Source organism: Mesorhizobium sp. BR1-1-15, assembly GCF_020165475.1.
Lineage (GTDB): Bacteria > Pseudomonadota > Alphaproteobacteria > Rhizobiales > Rhizobiaceae > Mesorhizobium.
In genome coordinates, this window is sequence record NZ_JAIUIF010000001.1 from 607,886 (window position 1) to 621,248 (window position 13,363).

The following is a 13,363-nucleotide window of genomic DNA, read 5'->3' on the forward strand; positions in this document are numbered from 1 at the left end:
TCGGGCCACCTCTCCCCCGATCGACGGGGGAGAGGAAATCAGGTGAGGTCAGCGCCCCAGGCTTGGCGCCTTTCCTCTCCCCCGTCGATCGGGGAGAGGTGCCGAGCGGAGCGAGGCGGAGTGGGGTCGACCAGCGCCATCTTGGAGGCGACACCGGCACCCGACCCATCCGTCACGCGAGCGCGGCCGCCATCGTCGCGTAGTAGAACGCGTCGAAGTTCCTCAGCACGGGCTCATCAGGCAAATCGGCCAGCACGCGGTTGACGATGAACGGAACCTCCTGCTCGGTCAGCCCGCCATGCGAGCGCAGCGGCTCGTTGAGGGCTGCCAGGTCGTGACGGTGTTCCGAGGTGCCGATGGTCTTGTTCTGCGTCGAGATCAGCACGATGTCGCCGATGCGGTCGGCCGGCAGTTCGAAACGCTCGCAGGCGGTCGGGCTGTCAACAACCAACATGATGCCGTCGATCTTCGCCAGCCGCGCCATGATGTCGGCCTGATCGGCGCCGTCAGGAAGGTAGGCGGTGGCGAACGAGCCTAGCGCGCCGTGATGCACGACATAGGGATCTGTGATCGGCAGGATGACGCGCGCGGCATCCTTGCCCAGCCATTCGTCGAGCAGGTCCTGGACATAGACGACGTCAGGCGAACCATCCTGCTTGTGCTTGGGCTTCATGCCGTGGTCGGCGGTCACCACGATTGCCGCGCCCAGCGCATCAAGCTCGGTCAAGTACTTGTCGAACATCTCGTAGAAGGCGTTGGCCTGCGGCACGCCGGGTGCGTATTTGTGCTGCACATAGTCGGTGGTGGTCAGATACATGATGTCGGGGCGGAATTCCTTCAGCAGTTGGACGCCGGCGGCGAAGACGAATTCCGACAGTTCGGCCGAATAGACTTCCGGCACCGGCAGCCCAAAGTGCTTCGAGGCATTGTCGATGCCGTGCTCGGCCTTGGTGGTGGTGTCGGATTTTTCGGCCGAGAAGCACAGCGCGCGGCCGTCGTCGAAGGCGAGGCCCTTGCCGAGCAGCGCACGCAATTTGTCCTTGGCGGTGACCACCGCGACCTTGGCGCCGGCATCGTAGAAGGCCTGGAAGATGGTCGGCGCGCGCAGGAAGCGCGGGTCGTTCATCATCACTTCCTTGCCGGTTTCGCGCTCGTAGAGGTAGTTGCCGCAAATGCCGTGCACCGACGGCGGGCGGCCTGTGGCTATCGACAGATTGTTGGGGTTGGTGAAGCTCGGAATGACAGAATGCGCAAAACGCACCGTGCCTTTCTGCTTGATCCTGACCAGCGCCGGCATCAGCCCGGCCTTGATGGCTTCTTCAAGATAGGCCGGCTCGCAGCCGTCGAGGCAGATGGCGATGGCCGGGACACGTGGCCAGGCGTAGGTGCGGCCGTTGACCGCGACGTTGATGGGAGACATCTGGTTCATCGAAGTCCTCAAAAATTCTGCCGCTTCAGGCGGCGAGTTTGGCGCGCTCGGCGATTGCCGCCGCGGGAGGAGCGGCGGTGTCGACGTCCATCTCCTTCAGCGACTGCGCCGCCGCCTCTACGACGCGACGCATGACATGTTCGTCCATCTGGCCGATGCAGCCGATACGGAAGCTATCGACGACGGTCAGCTTGCCCGGATAGATGATGAAGCCCTTGTCCTTCATCAGCTCGTAGAAGCGGTCGAAGGCGAAGTTGGCGTGGGCCGGGTTGAAGAAGGTGACGATGATCGGCGACAGCCAGCGATCCCTGAGCAATGTCTCGAAGCCGAGCTCGCGCATGCCGGCCACCATCACGTCGCGGTTCCTGGTGTAGCGGGCGCCGCGGCCGGCAACACCGCCCTCGGCCTCGTGCTGGCGAAGCGCTTCGAGGAAGGCGGCGACGACATGGGTCGGCGGAGTGTAGCGCCACTGCCCGGTCTTGTTCATATGCGCCCACTGCGCATGGACGTCGAGCGACAGCGAATGGCTGCGGCCCTTGGCGGCTTCCAATTCGCTCTTGCGGGCGATGATGAAGCCGAAGCCCGGCACGCCCTCGATGCACTTGTTGGCGGACGAGACCATCGCCTCGTAGCGGATCTCGTTCACGTCGAGCGCGATGGCGCCGAAGGCGCTCATGGAATCGACCAGCAGCTTGCGGCCCTTGGCATGGACGGCTTCGGCAATCTCGGCGACGGGGTTGAGGATGCCGGAACTGGTCTCGCAATGGATGGCGATCACATGCGTGATGGCAGGATCGGCCTCGAGGGCGGCGGCCACCTCGTCGCCGCGCGGCGGCAGGTAGTCGCCCTTGTCGATCAGCGTATAGGCGCGGCCGAGATACTGCATGGTCTGGGCCGCGCGCAGGCCGTAGGCGCCATTGGCCAGGACCAGAACCTTGCCGTCCTTCGGCACGAACGAACCCAGCATCGCCTCGACGCAGAAGGAGCCGCTGCCTTGCATCGGCACACAGTCGAATTCGCCTTTCGCATCGCCGGTCAGCGCCAGCAGGCGGCGGCGCATGTCTGACGTCATGGCGCGGAAATCGCCGTCCCAGGATCCCCAGTCGCGCAGCATCGCCTGCTTGACCGGATAGGAGGTGGTGAGCGGCCCCGGCGTCAGCAGGTACGGCTCGCCCAGCGCCGGACCGGCCAATGGCTCCGCGGCAAATTTCGTCTCGGCGAGCATAGTGTCCTCCGCTGCTTTTTATGTGGAGACATTCTTGGCTGGAACGACGTATTTGTAAAATCGTTATTTTGTATTGATGTATAAGCTCACCCGATGATCTGGCTTGCAGTCGAATTATTGCCCGGCGGGATAATCGCGCCTCCAGCCGAGCGCAGCCTGCGTGGTATCCATGACGTGTGCGTGACCGTGGGCGATCATCCCCAGATATAAGAAGAATCGTTCCTTCATGCCTTTTTGCCTGCGAGGCTTATGATAGGGTGGCGGCCGGAACTCGGATCTAGAAAGCTGAGAACATGCGCTACGTTCAATTGCGAGCCTTTCACCAGGTGGCGATATCAGGCGGGTTTTCACGTGCCGCGGAAGCGCTGTTCCTGACGCAGCCGGCAATTTCGGACCAGGTGCGCAAGCTCGAGGAAGAATATGACGTGCTGCTGTTCAACCGGAACAAGAAGCAGGTCACGCTGACCCATTCGGGCCAGAAGCTGCTCGAAATTACCCACCGCATGTTCGACACCGAGCAGCAGGCGCTCGAGCTTCTGACGGAATCGCGCGCCCTGCGCTCCGGCACGCTGCGCATCGTCGCCGACGCCGCGCATCATCTGCTTCACATCCTCGGCAGTTTTCGCGCGCGCTATCCCGGCGTCCAGGTTTCGCTACGCGCCGGCAACACCGAGACGGTAATCAGCAGCCTCTACAGCTATGATGCCGACATCGGCGTGCTGGGCGAGGTGCCGACCGGACGGGACTTCGAGGTGCTGAAACTCAATTCGACGCCGATCATCGCTTTTGCGTCGGTCGATCATCCGCTGTCGGGCAAGAAATCATTGAGCCTCAAGCAACTCGCGCAGGAATCGCTGGTCATGCGGGAGCGCGGCTCCAAGACGCGCCAGAAGCTCGAGGATCTGGCCGCGGCATCGAAGGTCGAACTCAGGCCGGTGATCGAGGCGGAAGGCCGTGAAGCCGTCCGCGAGATCGTCGCCTCGGGTGCCGGCATCGGCTTTGTCTCGGCGGCCGAATTCGGCCAGGATTCGCGGCTGGCTGCGATCGCGCTCGACGCGCCTGAGACCTTGATGGACGAAGCGCTGATCTGCCTGCGCGAACGCAGCGGCGGCAAGCTGGTGCGCGCCTTCCTCGACATGGCGCGTTCGATGTCGGCGGATTAGGCGGCGGCCCTGATCTCCTCCACATCCGCTTTCACCCGTTCCGACTTCGGATCGTAAGGGGTGCGCAAATGTGCCGTGGCCGCGTGGCGAACGCCAGCAAGATCGATCTCGAAACGGCCGCTAGCCAGAAACGCAGCGTCGACGCCCGCCTCGTTCTCGATCAGCCCGAGCGCCACCGAGCGGCCAAGCGTGTGACCGTAGGCGGCCGAGCGGACCTCGCCGACGGGCTTGCCGTCGCGCAGGATCAGCTCGCCGCCCCACAGTATCGGCTCGGCATGGTCGAGCGTGAACAGTACGATGCGTTTTGCCGGCGCCGTTGACGGCTCGGCCTCGACCAGCGCGTCACGGCCGATGAAGCCACCCGGTTTGTCCATGGCGACGGCGAAGCCAAGCCCCGCCTGCCAGGGGGTAATGTCAGGCGTCAACTCACGGCCCCAGGCGCGAAAACCCTTTTCGATGCGCAAGGCATCAAGCGCGTAGTAGCCGGCGTCCAGGAGGCCGAATTCGCCGCCAGCCTCGTGCAGCGCCTCGTAGACGCCGACGGCGAATTCCGTCGGCACGATCAGCTCCCAGCCGAGCTCGCCGACATAGGTCATGCGGTTGGCGTAGGCGGTAGCGTAGCCGATATCGATCTCGCGGATGGTGGCGAAGGGGAAGCCGGCGTTGGAAAGATCGGCCGACGACAATTTGCCCAGGAGATCGCGCGAGCGCGGCCCCATCAGCGCCAGCACCGCGTAGGACGAGGTGACGTCGGTCACGATGGCATGTGCGTCCGGTGGGATGTTCCTGGCGATCCAGTCGGCGTCGTGGACCGCTTGCGCCGAACCGGTGACGATGAGGAATTTTTGCGCACCAAGTCGCATTACGGTGAGATCGCTTTCGTACCCGCCGCGCGCGTTGAGCACGCCCGTGTAAACGGATGTACCGACCGGTACATCGACATTGCCGGCGCAGATGCGGTTGAGCAGGGCACAGGCGTCGCGGCCCTGCACGAGAAGCTTGGCGAAAGAGGTCTGGTCGAATACGGCAACAGCCTCGCGCGTCGCCTTCATTTCGCGCTTGACTGCCTCATGCCAGTTCTGGCGGCCGAAGGCATAATCGTTCCCGGCCCTCTCTCCCGGGGCCGCGAACCAGTTGGCGCGCTCCCAGCCCATCTTGGAACCGAAGCAGGCGCCCCTGGCGGCCAGCCGGTCGTAGAGCGGCGAGCGGCGGAAGGGTCGGGCGGTGTCCAGCTCGCGGTTCGGCCACGGCATGGCGTAATGCAAACCGAGCGTCTCCTTGACGCGATCATGCAGCCAGCGCGGATTGTTGTTGAAGGCGGCGAAGCGCCTGATATCGACAGGCCACAAATCCATGGTCGGCGCGCCGTTGACGATCCACTCGGCCAGCGCCTTGCCGGCACCGCCGGCGCTGGCGATGCCCATCGAGTTAAAGCCGGCGCCAACATAGAAATTCTTCAGCTCCGGCGCCTCGCCGAGGAGAAAATTGTTGTCGGGCGTAAAGCTTTCGGGACCGTTGTAGAACTTCTTGACCTCGGCTTGCGCCAGTTGCGGCACGCGCACCAGCGCGTTTTCCATCAGAATCTCGAACTGATCCCAATCGTCCGGCAGCAGCGCGAACTCGAAATTCTCGGGGATGCCGTTCATGCCCCACGGCTTGGCATGCGGTTCGAAGCCGCCCATGACCAGCCCGCCGACCTCTTCCTTGAAATAGATGAAGCCGTCCGGATCGCGCATGACGGGCAGGCCCGGATGCACACCCTCGATCCGGCCCGTGACGATGTACATATGCTCGGCCGAATGCAGCGGCACCGAGACGCCGCACATCAGCCCGACCTTACGCGCCCACTGGCCGGCGCAGTTGACGACGATCTCGGCGACGATGTCGCCACGGTCGGTCTCGACACCGCAGGCGACGCCGTTTCTCACCGTGATGCCGGTGACCTTGACGCGCTCGAATATCCTCGCGCCGCGATTGCGCGCGCCCTTGGCGAGCGATTGCGTGAGATCGGTCGGATTGGCCTTGCCGTCGCCAGGCAGCCAGACCGCGCCGACCAGATCGTCCGTCGCCATGACCGGCCACAGATCGCCGGCTTCGCTCGGCGAGATGACGTCGATCTCAACGCCTTGGGCGCGCGCCGACGCAGCCGTACGCTTCAGCACCGTCATGCGGTCGGCGGTGCGCGCCACCGACAGCGAGCCGCAATTCTTCCAGCCGGTCGCGAGACCGGTCTCGGCCTCCAGTTCGCCATAGAGCTGAGTGGAGTACCTGATCAGGCTGGTCATGTTGGAATGGCTGCGCAATTGCCCGACCAGACCCGCCGCATGCCAGGTGGTGCCGCCGCTGAGCTGACCCTGCTCGAGAAGGACGACGTCGGCCCAGCCGAGCTTCGTCAGGTGATAGGCGACGGAGCAGCCGATGATGCCGCCGCCGACGATCACGACGCGTGCGTGCGTTGGAAATTCATGTGCCATGAGGGTTCCGCCATCTTGAGGGATGGTCGGCAAGCTAACACAGGAAAGTCAAATATCAAGTCAAAAAGCCACAAAATATCACATCAAGATGCGATGATCAGTTCCGGCCCTTTTTGTAAAAGCGCGTCGGCAAGCGCAGGTTGCGGCCGGGCGTCGACGATAACGCCGGCGGTGCGGTCGAAGTTCGGAATCCTCAGCGGCGTCAGCTTGCCGAACTTGCTGCTGTCGAGGACGAAATAGGCCTTGCCGGCGAGCGCGATCATGCGGCCGCGCTGCTCGGCGCCGGCCCTGGTGAAATCGGTCACTTCGCCATCCGGCGATAGCGCGCCGCCGCCGAGAAAGGCGATGTCGACGCGAAAGCGCGCCATTGCATCCAGCGCATCGATGCCGGAAGCGGCCTCCTCGCCCGGGTCGACTTCACCGCCCAGTATGTGCACACGCATGCCGGGCACATGGCACAGATGCAGTGCAATCTTCAGGCTGGCCGTGCATATGGTGAGATCGCGCAGATCATTCATGGCCTGCGCGACGGCCAAGGTGGTGGTGCCGGAATCGAGGAAGACCACCATACCGCTGCTAACGAGGCCGGCCGCCGCCCTGCCGATGGCCGCCTTGCCACGCGCATTCTCCCGGCTGCGCAGGCCCATTGCCGGCTCGCTCGGCTCGAAGCGAGCGGCGCCGCCATGCACGATGCCGAGCCGTCCCTGGTCAGAAAGCAGCTTCAGGTCGCGGCGGATGGTCTCTCGCGAGACGTCGAAAAAGCCGGCCAGTTCGGCGACGCTGACCGAGCCCTGGACACCCAGGCGCCTCAGGATCTCGTCATGACGGCGGGGAGCAAGGGCACGTGCCGGCAGACGGCTGTCGGGGGACATGGAGGGCCTCATATCGAACGAATGATGTTGCGATATGTGGCAGTGAACCGCCCGGGAGGCAACCGCGAGGACGGCGTGGCCATGGTCGATCGATAAGGTCTGGCCTGTTCGGGTGCTGACCCGGCGTCAGCGTCCGCGCAGGCTTTGCAGATTGTGCACGTGGACGTGATCGCCGGCCGCCACGGCAGCCGTCAGGCGGCCGATCGCCTCGCCGTATTTGCGTATGGTGGAGCCGGCGGCGAGGTCGTGCAACGCCAGCTTGTGACCGGCTTGCAACGCGGCGCCGGCCTTGAGGACAACCCCCTCGCGGGCGCCTCGCGTCGTCACTTCGGCGCCTGCCTCGACTGGTTCGACGAGGACGGCCACGTCGTCGTCAGCGTGCAGCACTATGGCTCCAGGCTTGGTCATGCGCCGGCAAGCCGGACCTGGACGCCGGTCGCGTCTTCGCGCAGCTTCAGCACGGCGCCGACATCCTTGCCCGCCATGCCAGCATCCATCGCCTCCCTGAGCACGGCGAGCGTGGCGCCCCCGACCGGCGTCTCGACGCCGAGCGCGTCGTTCATCGCCAAGGCAAGCCGGCAATCCTTGTGGGCAAGCTTGACCATGAAGCCTGGTTCGAAGTCGCCCTTGAGCGCGCGGTTGTGCATCGCCACCGCCAATTGCTGGTTCCAGGCCATCGTCGTCTTCAGCACGCTGATCATGGTGTCGAGCGTCAGGCCCGCCTTGGCGCCGGCGACCAGCGCCTCGGAGCTGGCCGTGATCAGCACGCTGGCGAGCAGGTTGTTGGTGAGCTTCATTGCCTGCCCCATGCCGAGCCCGCCACAATGGATGAGGTCGGCCCCCATGCTCGACAGGATCGGGCGCGCGCGCTCCAGCACGGCGGCATCGCCGCCGATCATAAGCGTCGAGGTTCCGGCGATGGCGTGCTCTACCGTCTTGCCGACCGGGCTGTCGATCATGTCGACGCCGCGTTGCGCCAGCCATGCGCCGATGCGCTGGGTGGTCTGCGGGTCGATCGTGCTCATGTCGATATAGAGGCTGCCGGCCCTGAGGCCATGGCCGATGCCGTCGGCACCGAGCACGGCCGCCTCCACATCAGGCGCATCCGGCAGCATGGTGATGACGATTTCCGATTGCTGCGCAACCTCGCGCGGCGACGCCGCCGCCCGAGCGCCGGCCTCGACGAGTTTTTTCACCGCCACGGGGTTGAGGTCGAAGACCGTCAGCGCATGTCCTGCCTTGAGCACGTTGCGGGCCATGGGTGCGCCCATGGTTCCGAGTCCGACAAAACCGACTGACGTCATGGATCAACTTCCTTCCCTGAATGACTCTGCTGCGAATGCGCGTGCCGCCCGAACTCCTCAGGACGGCACTTTCCACTGGTCGAGCTGCCATGCCGGCAGGCCACGCAGATCCTTGGCATTCTTGTCGGTGAAGCCGCTTTCGTCCGGCACCTTGCCCGTGCCCTCATAGGCTTTCTGAAGCAGCGGCGCCGCCTTGCCGAAGGCGGCCTTGACCTGGTCCCAGCTCAGCGCCTCAGGAATCATCTTGCCGGCAACCATGAACTGGGAGATCTGGCTGATCGCCGCCGCATCGCCTTCGGTCGGCCAGATCCAGCCGCGCTGGAAAAGCACCTCGTCGCCGATGACCTTGGCGCCCAGCGCAGGATCGAGCCCCCAATATTTGACTACCGACTGCGAGATCTCCCGCGCGTCGATCTTCTGGAGATCGGCAAGCGCACGTTGCGCGGCCGTCAGGAAGGCCTGGCCGAGCGCGGCATCGTCGCCGACGATGCGGTCGCTGCAGATCCAGAAGGAACGGTGCAAATAGTAGCCGTCGGGGTAGAATTTCGACTTCTTGACGCCGGGCAGCATGTGGCCTTCGCCCTCGCCCGCGGGTCCGCTGTAGCCGGCCTCGGTATAGCCGAACGAATTCATGATCCCGGTGAGGCCGGTTTCGGCATTCGCCTTCAGGAAGGCCGGGTAGATCACCACCGACGCGTCCATGCCCTCCGGGAGGGACGCGGCAACGGCCTGGGTCGGCGTGTTGACGATGTTGATGCCGAAGGCGCGCGGGTCGGCGTCGCCCAGTTCCTGCAGCAGCATTTGCGAGAGCGCGTTGTAGGGGTCGCCGCCGACAAGCGCGCCGACGGTCTTGCCCTTGAGGTCGCCGATGTTCTTGATAGCGGAGCCCTTGCGGGTCGCCAGCACCATGCGCATGTGGCCCTCGCCGACGGTGAGGATGTTGATCGGCTGCGCCTGCGAAAGCAGCCGCACGATCGGCGTGTTGCCCCACATGCCGATGTCGAGATCGCCGGAGACGAAAGCTTCCACCATCGGCAGCGCGGAGGGATAGTCGCGCCAGTCGACCGTCAGGTCGTAGCCGAGTTCGGCGGCCGCCTTCTCCAGCAGCTTTTCGTTGATCATGCGTTGCGTCAGTGGCGAGTTGCCGGCCGCGTAAGGCTGACGGCCGATGGAGACCTTGGCCGGCTTGCGGTCCTGCGCCCGCACGATCGATGGCATGGCCAGCGCGGCGGCCGCGGCGCCACTCAGGACTGCGCGTCGGTTGAATGCGGTTTCCATAAGTTTCCTCATGACAATCCTCTCCCTGTTGTCGTTTCAGTTCATCGTTGCGCGGTAAGCCTCTTCGCGGATCAGTTCCCAGATCGATTGGCTGAGCCTGGCGAAATCGCCGGAGCGCCGCGTCTCGTCGCCGCGCGGCCTGGGCAGGTCGATGTCGATGACCTGCTTCAGGCGGCCCGGATGGCTGCTTAGCACCGCGACCCGGTCGGCCAGGAACACCGCCTCGTCTATGGCGTGCGTGATGAAGACGACCGTCCGCCGCTCGGCAGCGGGGCGGTCCTGCCCCCAGATGCGCAGCAATTCGTCTTGCAGGATGACGCGGGTCTGCGCGTCCAGCGCCGCTAGCGGTTCGTCCATCAGCAGGATTTCCGGCTCGTTCGCCATCAGGCGCGCCAGTGCCACGCGCTGGCGCATGCCGCCCGATAGCTGGTGCGGGTACTTGTCCTCGGAGCCGGTCAGGCCGACCATTTCGACGGTGCGGTTGACGCGGTCGGCGCGCTGCGCGGGCGAAAGCCCTCGCCCGGCCGGCCCATAGATCAATCCGAACTCGACATTGCCGCGCACGGTGCGCCAGGGAAACAGGGCATAGTCCTGGAACATCACGCCGCGTTCGGCCCCCGGTCCTTCGATCGGCCTGCCGTTCAGGCTCATCGTACCCGACGTCGGCCTGTCGAGGCCGGCGAGCATGTTGAGAACGGTCGTCTTGCCGCATCCGGACGGGCCGACGATAGCCATGAACTCGCCGGCCTTGATGTCCAGCGACAGGCTGTCGACCGCCACCACGGACGCAGATTCCCCGAAGCATTTGCTGACGCCGTCGAGGCGGATCTTGGCATCGCTCATGGCTGGCTCCACGGCACGGCGAAGGCGAGTGCGGCACGCAGGATGCGGTCGAGCGCGAAGGCCACGATGCCGACCGCGATCATGCAGACCACCATGCCGTTGAGGTTGATCGAGTAGGCGTAGAAGACGAACATCATCTGGCCGATGCCGCCGCTGCTGCCGGACTTGGCGCCGACCGCGAGCTCGGCGGCAATGATCGCCGTCCAGGCGATGCCGAGGCCGATGCGCATGCCGACCAGAATGGATGGCAAGGCGGCCGGCAGCAGCACCACCCGCATCCGCGTCAGCGGCGCCAGCCCCATGGTCAGCGCGGCGCGCATCAGACTGGGCTCGATACGCTTCACGCCCGAGATGGTGTTGATCAGGATCGGGAAGAAGGCGGCATAGGCAACGATGGCGACAGCTGCCCCGGAGCCCGAGCCCAACCAGAGGATAACCAGGGGCAGGATGGCAAGTGCCGCTATCGGCCGGAAGGTCTCGACCAGCGGATCGAGATTGCGCTCGACGGCCGGCATGCTGCCCATGGCGATGCCAAGCGGGATCGCCAACAGGGCCGCCGCCGCGAAGCCGGCGAAGACCCGTCCGAGGCTGGTGGCGAGACCGGCCGCCAGATCGCCGTCGCGCAGCATGGAAATGGCCGTTTCGGCCACCGTGCTGGGGCGTGGCGCCTGGGCGGAGCCGGACGCGAGAGCTTCCCAGACGACCAGCAGCAGCACGGGAACGATGAGGCGAAGCGCAAACCTGTTCATCGCGCCACCTCCGTCCGCGCCCACGGAGTCAAGACATCAGAGAGCCAGCGCAACCCCTTGTCCGTCAGGAAGCCGAGCAGGCCGATGGCGACGATGAAAGCCATCACCGTCGGCGTCGACAGCATGCTGCGGTAGTATTCGATGGCGTAGCCGAGGCCGTTCGGCGCTCCTACCAGTTCGGCAGCGACGACGGCGGTCCACGAGGCCGCCACCGCAAGCCGTGCCGAGACCAGGATCGCCGGCAGCGCCGCCGGAACGATGACGCGCCGCATGATCGCCCGCCCAGACAGGCCCATCGTGCTGGCCGCCGCGACGAGCCGCCTGTCGACGGCGGCGGCGCCCGCGGCGGTGCCGATCAGCAGCGGGAAGAAGGCGGTATAGAACATGATGAACAGCGGCAGCCGATGGCCGATGCCGAACATGTAGAGCGCAAGCGGTATCCATGCGATGCCGGCTATCGGCCGCAGGATCTCCACCGGCAGTTCGAGCAGATCGTTCCAGAGCCGGCTGCGGCCCATCAGCAGCCCGAGCGGCACCGCCACCGCCGCGGCAGCCGCGACGCTTACCAGCAGACGGGCCAGACTGATCCCTGCATTGCCGAGCAGTTCGCCGTTGAGGGCCGTATTGCGCATCGCAAGCGCAACCGCGACCGGCGACGGCAAGAGCAGCTTCGAAGGCACGAAGAACGAGCCGACATACCAGGCAAGGACGAACAGGCCCATCGTGCGCAAATACACGAACAGGCTGGTCAGGCGCGCAAAGCGCATTGTCCTTTGGCCGGCATCGTTCGAGGAGATAGCCGTCACAACGAGCCCCGCACGCGGGTCGGAACTTCGAGCCCTTCCCCCAAAATCTCGCCGAAGGTGAGGGTGCCGCCGGCGACATCGAGGATGGTCGCCAGCAGCCGGTTCGCCGCTTCGGCGACGGTTTCGATCCCCTCCGAAACCGGGCTGGCGTCGAAATCGATCTGCTCAGGCAGCCGGCGAGCCGTCTCGCGCCGCGCCGTGATCTTGATCGTCGGCGCGAGCGCGCTCGCGGTGCTGTTGCCTGGCCCGGTTGTGAACAGCATGATCTGGGCACCGGCCGCGGCGAAGCCTGTCATCGATTCCGGCGAGAAGGACGGGCCGTCCATGAGGTAAAGGCCGCCGGCGGTGACCGGCTCGGCCATGCCGAGCACGCCGTCGATGCGGCAAGTTCCCGTCTTGGCCAGGGCACCGAGGGACTTCTCCTCGATCGTGCTCAACCCGCCGCGTATATTCTCCTCGCCCGGATTGTTGCCGGTCAGGCTGTGGCCGGAAGCGGCGGCGAAGCGTTCCTTGCGCTCCACGGCCTGCAGGATCTGTCGTGCCACCGTTGCATCGCGAGCGCGCGCCGCGAGTATATGTTCTGCCCCCAGCCACTCGACGGTCTCACCGACAATGACGGTGCCGCCATGCGAAACCAGAAGATCGACCGCGGCCCCCACGACCGGATTGCTGACCAGACCCGACGTCGCGTCGGAATGGCCGCATTCGATGCCGACCACCAGCTGCGCGCCGGGCAAGTTCTCGCGCCGGATCCGCGAAGCCTCGCGCAGCAACGCCGCGCCGCGCCTGATGCCCTCGCCCATGACCGACAGCATGTCCTCATGCTGCTCGGCGAAGGAAACGCTGGCGACCGGCTTGCCGCAAGCCGAAATGCGGGCCGCGACCATCTCGGTCGTCGCCGAATCCACTCCGACCACCAGAACGGCGGCGGCGTTCGGATTGCGGCCGAGACCGACAAGTTGATCAAGGTGCAGGCCGAGGTCCGGCTCGATGTGCCCCCTGCCCGCGCTCGTCGCGGCCAGAAGCGCGCCTTCGAGGCCCGCCGCGATCCGCTCGCTGACGCGCAGCGCCAAACCATTGATGCACAGGATCAGCACATAATTGCGGATTCCGGCGCGGCCATCGATCCGCCTGTAGCCACTGAATGGCGGCAGGCCGTCGATTTTGTCGGCACCGGAGGCAGGCAGTGGCATTGGCGTTTCCAAACCGTCGCGAGCGAG

12 protein-coding genes are annotated in these 13,363 nt (G+C 65.3%); 1 reads left to right on the forward strand and 11 read right to left on the reverse strand.

Features of this window, described 5'->3' with window-relative positions:
* Positions 1 to 172 precede the first annotated feature (172 nt).
* Together phnA and LB541_RS02910 are read right to left on the reverse strand one after the other, a co-directional pair.
* Positions 173 to 1,429: a phosphonoacetate hydrolase gene (gene phnA, locus LB541_RS02905; RefSeq protein ID WP_140514498.1), complete on the reverse strand. Its 1,257-nt coding sequence runs from the start codon at positions 1,427 to 1,429 to the stop codon at positions 173 to 175.
* A gap of 25 nt (positions 1,430 to 1,454) precedes the next feature.
* Complete coding sequence (locus LB541_RS02910; RefSeq protein ID WP_140497584.1) at positions 1,455 to 2,654, reverse strand: 2-aminoethylphosphonate--pyruvate transaminase; 1,200 nt, start codon at positions 2,652 to 2,654, stop codon at positions 1,455 to 1,457.
* Between the two features lie 293 nt (positions 2,655 to 2,947).
* On the opposite strand from LB541_RS02910, the gene LB541_RS02915 reads away from it, so the two are divergent.
* Positions 2,948 to 3,817: a LysR substrate-binding domain-containing protein gene (locus tag LB541_RS02915; RefSeq protein WP_140583905.1), complete on the forward strand. Its 870-nt coding sequence runs from the start codon at positions 2,948 to 2,950 to the stop codon at positions 3,815 to 3,817.
* Here the strand turns inward: LB541_RS02915 and LB541_RS02920 are convergent.
* The 9 genes from LB541_RS02920 to LB541_RS02960 form a co-directional block, all read right to left on the reverse strand.
* The gene (locus LB541_RS02920; RefSeq protein ID WP_224617795.1) at positions 3,814 to 6,291 is read right to left on the reverse strand and encodes an FAD-dependent oxidoreductase; all 2,478 of its coding nucleotides are present in this window, start codon (positions 6,289 to 6,291) and stop codon (positions 3,814 to 3,816) included. The two genes, LB541_RS02915 and LB541_RS02920, sit on opposite strands and share 4 nt — an antisense overlap.
* Before the next feature lie 83 nt (positions 6,292 to 6,374).
* Positions 6,375 to 7,163: a DeoR/GlpR family DNA-binding transcription regulator gene (locus LB541_RS02925; RefSeq protein ID WP_140671905.1), complete on the reverse strand. Its 789-nt coding sequence runs from the start codon at positions 7,161 to 7,163 to the stop codon at positions 6,375 to 6,377.
* A 126-nt stretch (positions 7,164 to 7,289) separates the two neighbouring features.
* Entirely contained in the window at positions 7,290 to 7,571 is a 282-nt protein-coding gene (locus tag LB541_RS02930; RefSeq protein ID WP_140497576.1) for a UxaA family hydrolase, read from the reverse strand.
* Positions 7,568 to 8,467, reverse strand: coding sequence for an NAD(P)-dependent oxidoreductase (locus LB541_RS02935; RefSeq protein WP_140525089.1), 900 nt, complete (start codon positions 8,465 to 8,467; stop codon positions 7,568 to 7,570). The genes LB541_RS02930 and LB541_RS02935 overlap by 4 nt, the downstream gene beginning before the upstream one ends.
* Before the next feature lie 57 nt (positions 8,468 to 8,524).
* A complete protein-coding gene (locus LB541_RS02940) occupies positions 8,525 to 9,757 on the reverse strand; it encodes an ABC transporter substrate-binding protein (RefSeq protein WP_140564386.1) in 1,233 nt (410 codons plus the stop codon).
* A gap of 24 nt (positions 9,758 to 9,781) precedes the next feature.
* The gene (locus LB541_RS02945; RefSeq protein WP_140497569.1) at positions 9,782 to 10,588 is read right to left on the reverse strand and encodes an ABC transporter ATP-binding protein; all 807 of its coding nucleotides are present in this window, start codon (positions 10,586 to 10,588) and stop codon (positions 9,782 to 9,784) included.
* Positions 10,585 to 11,337: an ABC transporter permease gene (locus tag LB541_RS02950; RefSeq protein ID WP_140525090.1), complete on the reverse strand. Its 753-nt coding sequence runs from the start codon at positions 11,335 to 11,337 to the stop codon at positions 10,585 to 10,587. Before LB541_RS02950 ends, LB541_RS02945 begins: the two co-directional genes overlap by 4 nt.
* Complete coding sequence (locus LB541_RS02955) at positions 11,334 to 12,104, reverse strand: ABC transporter permease (protein ID WP_224617797.1); 771 nt, start codon at positions 12,102 to 12,104, stop codon at positions 11,334 to 11,336. Before LB541_RS02955 ends, LB541_RS02950 begins: the two co-directional genes overlap by 4 nt.
* Before the next feature lie 35 nt (positions 12,105 to 12,139).
* Positions 12,140 to 13,336, reverse strand: a complete 1,197-nt coding sequence (locus tag LB541_RS02960) for a UxaA family hydrolase (protein WP_140628984.1) — start codon at positions 13,334 to 13,336, stop codon at positions 12,140 to 12,142.
* Between the last annotated feature and the right edge of the window lie 27 nt (positions 13,337 to 13,363).